General features: G+C 62.8%; 13 protein-coding genes and 1 pseudogene. 6 read left to right on the top strand and 8 right to left on the bottom strand.

Annotated elements, in window-relative coordinates; translation table 11 throughout:
• Positions 1-208: 208 nt before the first annotated feature.
• Complete coding sequence (tesB, locus tag ACS3WB_RS00775; RefSeq protein WP_438273707.1) at positions 209-1,069, bottom strand: acyl-CoA thioesterase II; 861 nt, start codon at positions 1,067-1,069, stop codon at positions 209-211.
• 160 nt (positions 1,070-1,229) lie between these two features.
• On the opposite strand from tesB, the pseudogene ACS3WB_RS00770 reads away from it, so the two are divergent.
• A pseudogene (locus tag ACS3WB_RS00770) lies at positions 1,230-2,453 on the top strand (ubiquinone biosynthesis hydroxylase); the annotation flags it as partial.
• Between the two features lie 235 nt (positions 2,454-2,688).
• Here the strand turns inward: ACS3WB_RS00770 and ACS3WB_RS00765 are convergent.
• Together ACS3WB_RS00765 and ACS3WB_RS00760 are read right to left on the bottom strand one after the other, a co-directional pair.
• Entirely contained in the window at positions 2,689-3,543 is an 855-nt protein-coding gene (locus ACS3WB_RS00765; protein ID WP_438273706.1) for a DUF3800 domain-containing protein, read from the bottom strand.
• A gap of 131 nt (positions 3,544-3,674) precedes the next feature.
• Positions 3,675-3,935, bottom strand: coding sequence for a hypothetical protein (locus ACS3WB_RS00760; protein ID WP_438273705.1), 261 nt, complete (start codon positions 3,933-3,935; stop codon positions 3,675-3,677).
• A gap of 231 nt (positions 3,936-4,166) precedes the next feature.
• On the opposite strand from ACS3WB_RS00760, the gene ACS3WB_RS00755 reads away from it, so the two are divergent.
• From ACS3WB_RS00755 to ACS3WB_RS00745, 3 genes are all read left to right on the top strand, one after another.
• The gene (locus ACS3WB_RS00755; protein WP_438273704.1) at positions 4,167-5,417 is read left to right on the top strand and encodes an aminotransferase class I/II-fold pyridoxal phosphate-dependent enzyme; all 1,251 of its coding nucleotides are present in this window, start codon (positions 4,167-4,169) and stop codon (positions 5,415-5,417) included.
• Positions 5,418-5,429: 12 nt separating this feature from the next.
• The gene (locus tag ACS3WB_RS00750) at positions 5,430-7,889 is read left to right on the top strand and encodes a DNA translocase FtsK (RefSeq protein ID WP_438273703.1); all 2,460 of its coding nucleotides are present in this window, start codon (positions 5,430-5,432) and stop codon (positions 7,887-7,889) included.
• A 533-nt stretch (positions 7,890-8,422) separates the two neighbouring features.
• A complete protein-coding gene (locus tag ACS3WB_RS00745; protein ID WP_438274015.1) occupies positions 8,423-9,178 on the top strand; it encodes an outer membrane lipoprotein carrier protein LolA in 756 nt (251 codons plus the stop codon).
• On the opposite strand, the gene ACS3WB_RS00740 is transcribed toward ACS3WB_RS00745, so the two are convergent.
• Complete coding sequence (locus ACS3WB_RS00740; RefSeq protein WP_438273702.1) at positions 9,148-9,270, bottom strand: hypothetical protein; 123 nt, start codon at positions 9,268-9,270, stop codon at positions 9,148-9,150. The two genes, ACS3WB_RS00745 and ACS3WB_RS00740, sit on opposite strands and share 31 nt — an antisense overlap.
• Here ACS3WB_RS00740 and ACS3WB_RS00735 point away from each other — a divergent pair.
• Complete coding sequence (locus ACS3WB_RS00735; protein WP_438273701.1) at positions 9,269-10,084, top strand: exodeoxyribonuclease III; 816 nt, start codon at positions 9,269-9,271, stop codon at positions 10,082-10,084. The two genes, ACS3WB_RS00740 and ACS3WB_RS00735, sit on opposite strands and share 2 nt — an antisense overlap.
• Before the next feature lie 161 nt (positions 10,085-10,245).
• Here ACS3WB_RS00735 and ACS3WB_RS00730 read toward each other — a convergent pair whose 3' ends face one another.
• Positions 10,246-10,695 (bottom strand): cyclic nucleotide-binding domain-containing protein, encoded by a 450-nt coding sequence (locus tag ACS3WB_RS00730; RefSeq protein ID WP_438273700.1) that lies wholly within the window; start codon positions 10,693-10,695, stop codon positions 10,246-10,248.
• Between the two features lie 174 nt (positions 10,696-10,869).
• The gene (locus ACS3WB_RS00725; RefSeq protein WP_292619498.1) at positions 10,870-11,556 is read right to left on the bottom strand and encodes a response regulator transcription factor; all 687 of its coding nucleotides are present in this window, start codon (positions 11,554-11,556) and stop codon (positions 10,870-10,872) included.
• 254 nt (positions 11,557-11,810) lie between these two features.
• Here ACS3WB_RS00725 and ACS3WB_RS00720 point away from each other — a divergent pair, with 254 nt between their 5' ends.
• Positions 11,811-12,359, top strand: a complete 549-nt coding sequence (locus ACS3WB_RS00720) for a L,D-transpeptidase family protein (protein WP_438273699.1) — start codon at positions 11,811-11,813, stop codon at positions 12,357-12,359.
• A 52-nt stretch (positions 12,360-12,411) separates the two neighbouring features.
• On the opposite strand, the gene ACS3WB_RS00715 is transcribed toward ACS3WB_RS00720, so the two are convergent.
• Positions 12,412-13,074, bottom strand: coding sequence for a YggS family pyridoxal phosphate-dependent enzyme (locus tag ACS3WB_RS00715; protein ID WP_438273698.1), 663 nt, complete (start codon positions 13,072-13,074; stop codon positions 12,412-12,414).
• 141 nt (positions 13,075-13,215) lie between these two features.
• Entirely contained in the window at positions 13,216-13,920 is a 705-nt protein-coding gene (locus ACS3WB_RS00710) for a glutathione S-transferase N-terminal domain-containing protein (RefSeq protein WP_438273697.1), read from the bottom strand.
• Between the last annotated feature and the right edge of the window lie 36 nt (positions 13,921-13,956).

The following is a 13,956-nucleotide window of genomic DNA, read 5'->3' as shown; positions in this document are numbered from 1 at the left end:
CAGCCAAGTCTGACACCTTTCCATGCAAACCGCACAAAAAACTTGCAGAGTGGACGAAAAACGTGCGTCCCCGCCGCCACCAATATGGCGAGCGTCGCGCAAGCCGGCCGGGTTTTCGCGCGTGAACCGCGTTCCAACACTTTTCGACCAATGATCGTTCCGGCCGCGAAGACCGACGGATTCTTTTGGGCAGGTCGGCCACGAAGCCTCAGCGCCGCTCGCGCAGCGAGCCTTCCTGCGCGACGGACGCGACGAGCATGCCGTCGCGCTTGAAGATCAACCCGCGGGCGAGGCCGCGTCCGCTCTGCGCGCTCGGCGAATCCTGCGCGTAGAGCAGCCATTCGTCGGCGCGGAACGGACGGTGAAACCACATCGCGTGATCGAGCGAGGCCGCCATCATGCGCTTGTCGAACAGGGTACGGCCGTAGCGCGCCATCACCGCGTCCAATAGCGCGAAGTCCGACGCATAAGCGAGCGCACACATATGCAGCGCCGGATCGTCGGGCAGTTTTGCTGCTGCGCGGATCCAGACGTGGGTGCGGCCGTCGCCGATCTTCTCACCGAGATAGCGGCTGAATTCAACGGGCCTCAGTTCGATCGGCGGGTCGGATTCGTAATAGCGGCGGATGAACTCCGGCATCTCCTTGAACGTCGGCTGCCTGGCGAACTCCTCAGGCGAGAGGCTTTCCGGCGGCGGCACGTCGGGCATGGGATCCTGATGGTCGAACGCGCCCTCCTCGTCCACGTGGAACGACACCATGGTCGAGAAGATGGCGCGGCCATGCTGGATCGCGGTGACGCGCCGCGTGGAATAGCTCTTGCCGTCGCGCAGCCGCTCCACCTCGTAGACGATCGGGATGGCGGGATCGCCGGGCAGGATGAAATAGCAATGCAGCGAGTGCGGCAGGCGGCCTTCGACGGTGCGGCAGGCTGCGACCATCGCCTGTCCGATCACCTGCCCGCCGAACACCCGCTGCCAGCTCGTCTTAGGGCTGTTGCCGCGGAACAGGTTTTCCTCGAGCGGCTCCAGATCGAGGATCGAGATCAGGTCGACCAGACTTTTGGACATCGGGATGGCTTCCATTGAGACCGTCGTCCCGGACGAGGCGAAGCTCGAACCGGGATTGCGGGTCCGCGTTCAGGTGGCTGAGCCGGAACGGCCGTTCGCGCTCCGCGTTTGGTGAACGTGTTTCGCCCGGCTATAGTGCCGGCGCAAGAAGGTCAGGCGTACCATGACGACACAACAGAGCATTGTCATCTGCGGCGGCGCGTTCGCGGGGCTGGCGCTGGCGCTCGCGCTGCGCCAGGGGCTGGGAGCGGAGGTCCCGATCGTCGTCGCCGACCCCATGCTGGCGAACCGGCCGAGCCGCGATCCGCGCGCCACCGCCATCGTCGCCGCCTGCCGCCGCCTGTTCGAGGCGCTCGGGGTGTGGGACGAGATCGCCGGCACCGCGCAGCCGATCCTCGACATGGTGGTGACGGATTCGAAGCTCGAGGACGCCACTCGTCCGGTGTTCCTGACCTTTGCCGGCAACGTCGAGCCCGGCGAGCCGTTCGCGCACATGGTCGAGAACCGTTACCTGATCGAAGCGCTGGCATCGCGGGCGGAAGCAGCAGGCGTCGATTTGCGCGCCACGGCGGTGACGGCGAACGAGGCGCGGCCCGGCGGCGTCGCGGTCTCGCTCGCCGACGGCTCGACCATCGACGCCAGCCTGCTGGTGGCGGCTGACGGGGCGCGCTCAAAACTGCGCGAGCGCGCCGGCATCGCCACCCACGGTTGGGACTACGATCAATCCGGCATCGTCGTCACCGTCGGCCATGAGCGCGATCATCACGGCCGCGCCGAAGAACATTTTCTTCCCGCGGGTCCGTTCGCGATCCTGCCGCTGACGGGCCGGCGTTCGTCGCTGGTGTGGACCGAGAAACGGGCGGACGCCGCACGCATCGTCGCGCTTGCCGAAGACGAATTTCACGCCGAGCTGGAACGGCGCTTCGGCCTGCAGCTCGGCGAGATCAAGGCCCTCGACAAGCCGCGCGCCTTTCCGCTTCAGTATTTCGTCGCGCGCTCGTTCATCGCCGAGCGGCTGGCGCTGGTCGGTGACGCCGCGCATGTGATCCATCCGATCGCGGGACAGGGCCTGAACCTCGGACTGAAGGACGTCGCGGCGCTGGCGGAAAGCGTGGTCGATGCGGTCAGGCTCGGCATCGATCCGGGACAGGCCGACGTGCTCGAGCGCTATCAGCGCTGGCGTCGCTTCGACACCATGGCGATGGGCCTTGCCACCAACACGCTCAACGTTCTGTTCTCAAACGAATCGACGCTGTTGCGCGGCGTGCGCGACCTCGGGCTCGGGCTGGTCGACCGCATGCCGCCTTTGAAGAACGCATTCATCCGCCAGGCGGCGGGACTGACCGGCGAAGTGCCGCGACTGCTGAAGGGCGAGGCGCTGTAGGGGCGGTGAGATCGGTGTCGAAGTTTGATTTCCGCTACAACAGCCGGATTGTGCTTGGCGTGGATCAAGCCTTAGAATAAACGAGTCATACCAATGGTTTACTAACGTATTGATTCACAACGATGAATCTGCTATATATTTAACCTGAGCAGGCAACGTCGGGACCACTCCGAGTCTCCAATCGCGCGAGGCAATGATCCCTTCAAAAGGATCATGTTAGGAGCCGGGGGCCTGCTCACTTTTTCCTCCAACTATTCGCATTAGCTCCGTAGAAAGTGAAAAGCTCCTTCTGCGGATCGGTAAGGTTCATTTCTCCAAGCAGCGGCATTGGTTTTACGCCAAACCCGAGATACCAGCGTCTCCCATTATGATGCATGAGTGGCTTTAGAAGCTTTGCATACGACGGATCGCACTCGACTTGAGCACCTCGGTTGAGTTCAACGGCTTGGAAAAAAGAACTCGCGATTACATCGGCCAGTTGAAGGCCTGCTCTGTCACCATGATCGTGTGCATAAATTTCATCGAAATCGATGACAGACCAATCAAGCTCCTTGTAGCCTAAAACCTGAGCGCCCCTCTCGTAGTACATCCTCCGAAGGTAATCGGTAAAATCCTTGTAGGTGAGGTCACCACGTCGAGAAAATATAATGCGAAGCTTGTCTTGGTCTTTCCGCGCTTCTGGGACATGTTGGGCGCAAAATGCCGTGACGCGTTCCAATAGCAAGCGAGTCAGAAACCAATAAATCCAGGCTTTATTGTCATCGTCTAGGCGCGGGTTTTTGTATTTCTCGATGTTCTTTTTGTTGGACATCGCGACGAAACACCTCGCAAGCTTCGTCGCCAAAGCTGCACAAACGTGTGTTTTTTTGAAAGGCAGCAGCTTGTTGAAATGCAAGTCAGCCCGCCTACTGATAAACTGTTCCTGAACGTCCCGAGTCCATGTGACCATCTCGGAATCGTTTTGAATCCTTACTAAAAAGGCGGACAGAACGAGCCATTCGGTCGCCCCTTTTGGATCATCCGGTTTTTTGATTTGTTCGAGTCCCGTATCACCAGACTCATCAATGTACACAACGAAAGATACCGGCATGCAGGCTAGACACCTTCAAGGAAGCCGGCGCGCTCCTGCAAAAAATCGAAGACCGCGCTATTATTGACGGCCGCGTTACGACTACAGTTAGAGCAACCGTTGGATGTGCGTTAACGATTAATACCGAGCCGCTATCGCCGCAACGATTGCAGGGCGTAAGCGATTTGATTCACCGCATTTTCAATGTGACTAATCTTCTGGCCCAAATCAGCAATCGCCTTCTCTTGCTTCTTCAGAAGAGAACCGTTGTCGAAATATTCAGTAACGCCAATTGGCGTCTGGCAACTCGTGCATTGGATTGCGTACATCCTGTATGCGGCACCGTTCACGTTCACTTCCTGCAATTTGAACGCAGCGCCTTCACACTTTCCGCATTTGGTAAAACCGAACACTGGACTCTCCTGGTAATTGGAAGAAATCACAACCTATGCGAGTCGCAAGTTCCTCGAAAGAATCGGAGTTTGCGACGCTCACAATCCCCAAGGAGACACCTGAGTACGAAAATCCCCTCTCCCGCCGATGGTTAATCGCGTCTTAACCTCGCCGCACCTATGGTACTCAACTGGCTTTCGTTCCGGCCCCCACGTGTGGCCGAACGTCTTGAAAGTGTTGACGCTTAACCGATGGCAACCACCGCTTCATCGCGCGCGGCGCAAGGCGCCGCCAGCCCGGCCGGGTCCGCCGCGAGTCCGGCCGCGTCCACGACGCCGGGCGAGCGGTCGCCATTTGCCCGCACGGCGGAGTTGCTTGCGCCCCACCAGCCGGGACAGCCCCTGATCTCGCTGTCGCTGGGCGAGCCGCAACACCCGCCGCCCGCTTTCGTCGGCGAAATATTGTCCCGGCACATCAATGAGTTCAGGCGATACCCGATGGCGCGGGGGATCGAGCCGTTCCGCCAGGCTGCCGCAAACTGGATGTCGAGGCGCTTCGCCCTGCCCCGCGCGCTCGATCCCGAGACCGAGATTCTGGTGCTGAACGGCAGCCGGGAGGGGCTGTTTTACGCCGCGATCGCCGCCGCCCGTTACGTGACGCCCCGCAAGGGCGCGCCGGTGATCCTGATGCCGAACCCGTTCTACCCGGCTTACGGCGCCGGCGCCCGCGCCGCCAATTGCGAGACGATCCTGGTGCCGGCGACGCGCGCAGGCGGATTTTTGCCCGACCTCGATTCGCTCGACGAGGCCACGCTGGCGCGCACCGTCGCGATCTATCTCGCCTCGCCCGCCAACCCGCAAGGCGCGGTGGCCTCGCGCGATTACTTCACGCGCCTGATCGCGCTGGCGCGCCGTCACGGCTTCCTCGTGTTGTCCGACGAATGTTATTCGGAAATCTACACACGAGACGCGCCCGGCAGCGCGCTGGAATGCGCGGGCGATGATTTCGCCAACGTCGTCGCGTTTCAGTCGCTGTCGAAACGCTCGAACCTGCCGGGGCTGCGCGTCGGCTTCGTCGCCGGCGATCGCAATTTCCTCGCCGCGTTTCACGAACTGCGCAACGTCGCGGCTCCCCAGGTGCCGGTGCCGCTGCAGCACGTTGGCGTGGCGGCATACGGCGACGAGGCGCATGTCGAGGAGAACCGCCGGCTCTACCGGCTCAAGTTCGATCTCGCCGACGAGATCATCGGCAACCGTTACGGCTATGTCAGACCCGCCGGCGGCTTCTGCGTCTGGCTGGATGTCTCCGCTTGTGGCGGCGACGAGGCCGCAACGGTGAAGCTCTACAGGGAGGCCGGCGTGCGCGTGATTCCCGGCAGCTATCTGTCGCGCCCGCAAGCCGACGGTTTGAATCCCGGCGCAGGCTATATCCGCCTGGCGCTGGTGGCGGACACTGAAACGACGGCCGAGGCGTTGCACCGGCTGGTGAAAACTCTCGGATAGTCGCGGGGGCCCATGAGCATGGCAGCGATCGAACGCCTCCTTCCCATCGTGGATCATCTACCGCCGTCGATCCGCGACGCGCTCGCGCGGCGCTTGCGCGAACTGACCGGGCTCGGCCTGATCGGATTGTCGGGTTCTACTGCTGCCGCGCTGATGACGTGGTCGGTGCAGGATCCGAGCCTCAGCCACGCCACCTCGCGCGCGATCCACAACGTTCTCGGTTATCCCGGCGCGATCGGCGCCGATCTGCTGATGCAGATCCTCGGCCTCGGCGCGATCATGCTGATCCTGCCGGTGGCGATCTGGGGCTGGCGCATGCTGACCCATCGCCCGTTCGATCGCGAGGCCACGCGGCTGGCCTGCTGGATTCTCTGCACCAGTGCTGCCGCCGGTTTCGCCAGTTGCTGGCCGCATAACGGCGCGTGGCCGCTGCCGACCGGACTCGGCGGCGTGGTCGGCGATGCGCTGGTGCGGGCGCCCGCGATCCTGTTCGGCCCGGCGAGCGTGCTGCAGCACGTCGTTTTCGGCGCGATTTTCGCCTCCCTCATGGTCGCGACATTTCTGTGGGCGAGCGGAATCAGATCGCAAGTGGCCGAAGAAACGCTCGCGATCGACGACGACGCGCCGTTCGACGACGGCGGCGATCACGCCTCGGTCTCGCTGGGCTGGCTGGTGCATGCGCTGATGAGCGCGAAGGCGCGCCTGAAGCGTCTCAGGCTCGGGGCGCTTGTCGCGCTGGCCTACAAGTCGCTGGTGTCGAGCGCGCCGCAGAAGTCGGCGGCGCTGGCGTACGAGCGTCAGGAGCCGACCCTCGGCGGTGGCTCCGCTCCGTCGCTGGCGCCGGCGCACGACGAGGATGAGGAAGAAGAGGAAGAGGACGAAGACGAGGAGGAGGATGCTCCGGTCCGCGCGCCGCGACGGAAAGCCGCTTCCCGCGCGCCCGCCAGGAAATCCGTCAAGTTCGACCTGCCCTCGGTCAACGTCCTGACCGCACCGCGCGCCGCCGATCGCCAGCCGCTCAGCAAGTCCGAACTGGAAGCCAATTCGCGGGCGCTGGAAGGCGTGCTGCAGGATTTCGGCGTGCGCGGCGAAATCGTCAAAGCCAATCCCGGACCGGTGGTGACGCTGTACGAACTGGAGCCCGCGCCCGGCATCAAGTCGGCGCGCGTCATCGGCCTCGCCGACGATATCGCGCGTTCCATGAGCGCGCTGTCGGCGCGTGTCGCGGTGGTCGCGGGCCGCAACGCCATCGGCATCGAACTGCCGAACGCGCATCGCGAAAAAGTGTACTTGCGCGAACTGCTCACCGCCAGGGAAGCCGTCGACTCCGTCGCCAAGCTGCCGCTCTGCCTCGGCAAGACCATCGGCGGCGATCCCGTCATCATCGATCTGGCGCGCACGCCGCACATGCTGATCGCCGGCACCACCGGCTCGGGCAAGTCGGTGGCGATCAACACCATGATTCTCAGCCTGCTGTACCGGCTGCGGCCGGACCAGTGCCGCCTCATCATGGTCGATCCGAAGATGCTCGAACTCTCCGTCTATGACGGCATCCCGCATCTGCTGACGCCGGTCGTGACCGATCCGAAGAAAGCCGTGGTCGCGCTGAAGTGGGCCGTGCGCGAGATGGAAGAGCGCTACAAGAAGATGGCCAAGCTCGGCGTGCGCAATATCGACGGCTACAATGCGCGGCTCGTCGAAGCGAAGAAGAATGGCGAGGAACTGACGCGCACGGTGCACACCGGCTTCGACAAGGAAACAGGCAAGGCGATCTACGAGGACGAGAAGCTCGACCTCGAGCCGCTTCCGTTCATCGTCATCATCGTGGACGAAATGGCCGACTTGATGATGGTCGCCGGCAAGGACATCGAAGGCGCGGTGCAGCGGCTGGCGCAGATGGCGCGCGCCGCCGGGCTGCATGTCATTCTCGCGACGCAGCGTCCCTCGGTCGACGTCATCACCGGCACCATCAAGGCCAACTTCCCGACCCGCATCTCCTTCCAGGTCACGTCAAAAATCGACAGCCGCACCATCCTCGGCGAGATGGGCGCGGAGCAACTGCTCGGCCAGGGCGACATGCTCTACATGGCCGGCGGCGGCCGCATCTCGCGCGTCCACGGACCGTTCGTCTCAGACGAGGAAGTCGAAAAGGTGGTTCGCCACCTCAAGACGCAAGGACAACCGGAATATCTCGAGGCGGTCACCGCAGAGGAGCCGACCGACGAGGACGGCGCGTTGTTCGATTCAACCGGCATGGGCGGCGACGGCGGCGGCGATCTGTTCGCGCAGGCGGTGGCGATCGTGAAGCGCGACCGCAAGGCCTCGACCAGCTACATCCAGCGCCGTCTCCAGATCGGCTACAACCGCGCGGCCTCGCTGATGGAGCGCATGGAGCTCGAAGGCATCGTCGGGCAGGCCAATCACGCCGGAAAACGCGAAATCCTGATCGAGGAAGAAGAAAGCCACTTCTGACGCATGACCGGAACGTTGGACGATGCCGTCTCGGAGTCGCGAAATCGCCACAGCGCCGCGCTAGTGGCCGATTCCGCGGCCCGCCTGTCCCTGCAGCAACCTTCGATGCCAATAGACGAACCTCTGAACCAACGCACCGGGCAGCGACATCCGCCCGGAACTCGTCCCGAAAAAAGGATTCCCGCGGCGCCGCAAAGCGCCTAGAGCCTTCTGCTTCTGACGGAATCAGAGGTGAGATTCTATGATTTTGATTTGACGCGTTTTCTTCACGCGAACAGGTACCCGCTTCGCTCGAAAACGCTATGGAGCACGATCAGCAAAAGCGGATTTTCGGTTTTGCGTACGATCTCACTCCAAAATGTTGAGAATGCGTACGATCTTTTCACCAAACCGCTCACACTTCGGCGGATCATGCGTTAGAAAGCACACCTCGGGGCGGACAGGACGAGATATTGAGCAGACAGGTGACACATTCATCCGCGGCCCGTCGTCCGATCCGCGGTCGCGCATGCGCCGGCGCGGTCTGGCTCGCTGTGGTGCTGACCGCCGGTCCTTTCATTCCGCAAGCCTTTGCGCAAGCCGTTCCGATGCCGCGACCGGCGCCTAAGGACCGCGACGGCGCGCCCACGGCGAAACTTCACGAGACCGTCGAACCGGAGGTCACCGGCACCACGCAACCGCCCGAGCCGATCATTCCGGATCGGCGGCGCAACGTGCCGGCAAATTTTTTCGCAACCTTCAGCGCGGATCAAAAGGCGGCGGCGGCTCGGGTCAGCGCCTATCTGTCGTCACTGCGGACACTGGCCGGAAACTTCGTGCAGGTCGGCCCCGACGGCAGCCGCTCGACCGGCGAATTCTACATTCAGAAGCCGGGCAAGGTGCGGTTCGAATACGATCCGCCGTCGCCGATCGCGATGATTTCCGACGGCTCGTCGCTCGTCGTTCGCGACACCAAGCTCGCGACCCAGGACATCTATCCGCTGTCGCAGACACCGCTACGCTATCTGCTGTCTGACCGCATCGACCTGATGAAGGACACCAACGTCGTCGGCGTGACCTCGGACGATCTCTACATCAGCATCACCATCGAGGAGAAACAGGCGCTGATCGGCACCTCCCGCCTGATGCTGATGGTCGGCGTCAAGGACGGCAAGCTCAAGCAGTGGACCGTGACCGATCCGCAGGGCTACGACACCACGGTGGCGATCTACAACCTGAACTCCACGGCGAAGCTCGACCCCGCTCTGTTCAAGATCGACTACACCAGGTATCCGACGTCGAACAATTGAGGCGCCGCCACGCGCACATCGATGGATACGCCGGCCAGGCCCGCGTATGACGACACGACACCGGGCTTGTCGGCGGCTTCAACAGAAATCATGCAACTCTCCCTCACCACCTGGAATATCAATTCGGTCCGGCTGCGCATCGATCTGGTTGCGAAGTTTCTGAAAGCGCAGCGGCCGGACGTGCTGTGCCTGCAGGAAACCAAGTGTCCCGACGACGCTTTTCCGCTGAAACGCTTCCGCCGGCTCGGCTACGAGCACATCGCGCTCAACGGACAGAAGGGCTACCACGGTGTCGCCGTCGTCTCGAAGCTTCCGTTCGACGCCACTCATGTCCGCACCTTCTGCGACAAGATCGACTCGCGCCATGTCACCGTGACATTCGGCCACGAGGCAGGTTTCACCGCGCCGCTGGTGCTGCATAATTTCTATGTGCCGGCGGGCGGCGATATTCCCGATCCCGCGCTCAATCCGAAGTTCGCCCACAAGCTGCAATTCCTCGACGAGATGAAGGCCTGCGCGCCGCTGCATCCGCGCGGCAGCGACCGGCATGTTTTGGTCGGCGACCTCAACGTCGCGCCGCACGAGAACGACGTCTGGTCGCACAAGCAGCTTCTGAAGATCGTTTCGCATACGCCGATCGAATGCGAGAAGCTGCTCGGCGTGCAAAGCCACGGCAACTGGGTCGACGTCGCTCGCGCGCGGATTCCAATGTCGGAGAAGGTCTATACGTGGTGGAGCTATCGCGCCGCCGACTGGGTCGCGGCGGACCGCGGCCGCAGGCTCGATCACATCTGGGTCTCCGAGGCGCTGCGGGATCGCGTCCGCGACTTCCGCATCACCCGCGACGCCCGCGGCTGGAAGCGACCATCCGATCATGTGCCGGTGACGGCGGTCATCGAGGTGTGAATCCGGAATAAGAGGAATGCGGACTTTCTGTTGATGGAATCCTGTTCTTCACGTCCGGCCTGATCGGGGCATCCATCTTGCGGGAAGTGAATGGATTGCCGGGTCAAGCCCGGCCATGACGCCTTGAAGCGCTTCCGTCAAAGTATGATGCCCGTCCTGCTCTAGCTATTCAGCCTGGCGCTCGCCACGAGGATGTCGCTGGTGGTCTGCCGCGTGCGGTTGGAGAGTTCATCGCGAAGGCGGCGGGCGGCGGCGGGATCGCTGTCGAGCACGCGCAGAAAGAGAGTGCGCGGAATGCGGATCACCATCGAATATTCCAGCGCCACCGCCGTCGCCGGGCGCGCCATCGGAACGATCAGGGCCAGTTCGCCGATCAGCGCACCACGCTCGGCGATGACTTCATGATCGCTGCCGTCCATGAGATGGATGCGAAATCCGCCTTCCTGAACGACGTAGCCCGCGTCTGCTTCGTCGCCGGCGCGAAACAGGATCGAGCCGCGCGCGAACTGCTGCTGTTCGGCGCCGATGGCGAGCACGCGCAGTGCCTCGCCTCCCAGCAGGCGCAGGGTCGGGACGCGCTCGAGCAGGACAACGTCATCGTCGATCGACATGGAGGACCGGTCGGCGATCCAGGCCCGGGACCGCCCAAAAACTGTTTTGAAGAGAGCTGATACGAATAGTCAGCCTAGAGCATGATCCCGAAAAGTGGAACCCGGATTTCGGATAAGATCATGCTGTTTCAAAAAGATAGGGCCAAAGTTTGATTCGAGCCCGGCTGAACCGGATCACGGCACCAGCTTGTAGCCGCCGGCTTCCGTGACCAGAATCTCCGGATTGGCGGCGTCCTTCTCGATCTTCTGGCGCAGACGGTAAATGTGGGTTTCCAGCGTGTGGGTGGTGACACCGGAATTGTAGCCCCAGACCTCCTGCAGGAGCGTCTCGCGCGACACCGGCATCTGCCCGGCCCGGTACAGGAAACGCAGGATCGCGGTCTCTTTTTCGGTCAGCCGCACCTTCTTGGCGGTGGCGGTCGTGAGCATCTTGGAGCCGGGCCGGAAACTGTAAGGTCCGACCGAAAACACCGCGTCCTCGCTGGCCTCATGCTGGCGTAACTGCGCGCGGATCCGCGCCAGCAGCACCGCGAAGCGGAACGGTTTGGCGATATAGTCGTTGGCGCCGGATTCAAGGCCCAGAATCGTGTCCGAATCGGTGTCGTGTCCGGTGAGCATGATGATCGGCGCCTTGAAGCCGCCTTTGCGCAAGCTGCGCACCACCTCGCGGCCATCGGTATCGGGCAGGCCGACATCCATCAGCACGAGATCGGGCGAGTGGGCCTTCGCGGCGCTGGCGCCTTTCGCGCCGGTATCAACGGCGGAGGCCTCGAATTCCTCATGCAGGGACAGTTGCTCGACCAGCGTATCGCGCAGATCGGTGTCGTCGTCCACGATCAGGATTTTACGGGCGTTGGCCATCGGTGCGATCCTCCTGGCGGCGGGAACAAAGGCGGCGGCAACAACGAACCACCTTGACCAGGTGTGCCGCCTGATTGGGTCGTGTAAGTGGTGCGTCCGGACGTATGAAAGCTGCAGCCACTCATTTGTCCGACGAAGTCTACTCCAAAACCGGCGGGAATTAGGGTCATTGTTCCTGTAAAATCCGCAGGTTCCAATTTTCGAACCGCAGCACAGGCGAGACCCCTCATTCCATCCAAAATTCTGGGTTATCAATGCCTTGCACCGCACATTCCCGTGATCGGCCACTCGCCGCGATTCGTGTCCGACTGGCCGCCGGCCGGTCGCAGCGGGGCTGGCTGATCGGCGCGGGTCTGACCACACCTGTGGCGATCGGCCGCGGCGGCATCCGCGCCGACAAACGCGAGGGCGACGGCGGAACCCCGAAAGGAATTTTTCACCCGATACGTTTGTGGTGGCGATCCGACCGGCATCCGCGGCCGCGGACATTTCTGCCGGTTCGCGCGATTAAGCCGACTGATGCCTGGTGTGAAGATCCGGCCGACCGCCGCTACAACCGGCCGATCACGCTGACGACCGGCGCGAGCGGCGACCGGCTGACACGCGAGGATCATCTCTACGACTTCATTGTCGAGATCGACCACAACACACACCCCCGGATCGCGGGGCGCGGCAGCGCCGTGTTCCTGCATCTGGCCCGCGACAACTTCGGCCCGACAGCCGGATGCGTGGCGATGACGCGGCCCGCGATGCTGCGGCTGTTGCAGCGGATCGGTCCACGCACGAAAATTGTGATCGGGTGAGATTGAAGAGCAGTGAGGTTGCTTCGTTCTTCCGCAAGGGAAAAAGGGGAAACTACCTCGTGCCGAAAATCGCCGAGCCAACCCGCACATGGGTCGCGCCGAGTGCGATCGCGACACCGAAGTCCGCGCTCATGCCCATGGACAATTGGGTGAGCCCGTTGCGTCTGGCGATCTTGGAGGTGAGCGCGAAATGCGGCGCCGGCGCATCGTCCACCGGCGGAATGCACATCAGCCCCGAGATCGTCAGCCCATACGCGTCGCGGCACCGCGCGATGAAAGCGTCGGCATCCGACGGCGCGACGCCGGCCTTCTGTGGTTCCTCGCCGGTGTTGATCTGAACGAAAAGATCGGGCCGCCGGTCCTGCTTCCCGATCTCTTTGGCCAGCGCTTCGCAAAGGCTCGGGCGGTCGACCGAATGGATGGCGTCGAACAGGGCCACGGCCTCCTTCGCCTTGTTGGATTGCAGCGGACCGATCAGATGCAGCGCGATGCCGGGATGCGCCACCATCAGGGCAGGCCACTTCCGCTCGGCCTCCTGCACGCGATTCTCCCCGAAAATCCGCTGGCCGGCGGCGATCACCGGCGCGATCGCATCCGCATCGAAAGTCTTCGACACCGCCACCAGCGTCACCGAGGACCGTTCGCGCCGCGCCTCCCGGCAGGCGCGCACGATCTCGGCTTCCACGGCAGCGAGACCGCCTGGTGATGGATCCATTGCCGGTGCCGGCCCCGCGTCGTCAGTGATCATTTGGCGTCCCGTCTGGAGCGTTTTCGAGGGAAGGATACCGGTTCGCGCGAAGAAACCGCGTTAAATCAAAAATCCTTGAGCTTGCTTCTGATCAGAAGCGGAAAAGCTCTAGCTTCGCGCCGGGATCGCGAGACCACGCTGCACCGCAGGCCGCGCCAGCCCCCGCTCCAGCCAGGCCGCGACATGGCGGAAGCGATCGAACTCGACGAGCTCGCGCGCGCCGTAAAATCCGATCAGGTTGCGTACCCAGCCGAGCATCGAGATGTCCGCGATGGTGTACTCATCGCCGGCAAACCAGCGATGGGTCGACAGGTGCGCGTCCATCACCCCGAGCAACCGCTTCGATTCCGCCACATAGCGATCGCGCGGCCGCTTGTCCTCGAAATCCTTGCCGGCGAACTTATGGAAAAACCCGACCTGCCCGAACATCGGCCCGACGCCGCCCATCTGGAAGTGCAGCCACTGAATCGCCTGCCAGCGCCGCGCCGGGTCGGTCGTGAGGAACTGGCCAGTCTTCTCGGCGAGATATTGCAGGATCGCGCCCGACTCGAACAAAGCGAGCGGCTTGCCGCCGGGACCGTCGGGATCGAGGATCGCCGGAATCTTGCCGTTGGGATTGAGCCAGAGGAATTCAGCGCTCTTCTGTTCTTCCTTGTCGAAATCGACCAGATGCGGCTCATAGGGCAGCCCGGTTTCCTCGAGCATGATCGATACCTTCACACCGTTGGGCGTCGGCACGGAATAGAGCTGAAGCCGGCGCGGATCTCTGGCCGGCCAGCGGCGGGTGATGGGATAAACGGAGAGATTGGCCATTGACTCGCTCCCAAAGCGCGGTGGGCGTCCCGCTTA

It is taken from the genome of Nitrobacter sp. (assembly GCF_051535215.1).
Classification (GTDB): domain Bacteria; phylum Pseudomonadota; class Alphaproteobacteria; order Rhizobiales; family Xanthobacteraceae; genus Nitrobacter.
The sequence above is the reverse complement of the archived record's forward strand: the minus strand, read 5'-3'. Positions and strand labels throughout refer to the sequence as shown.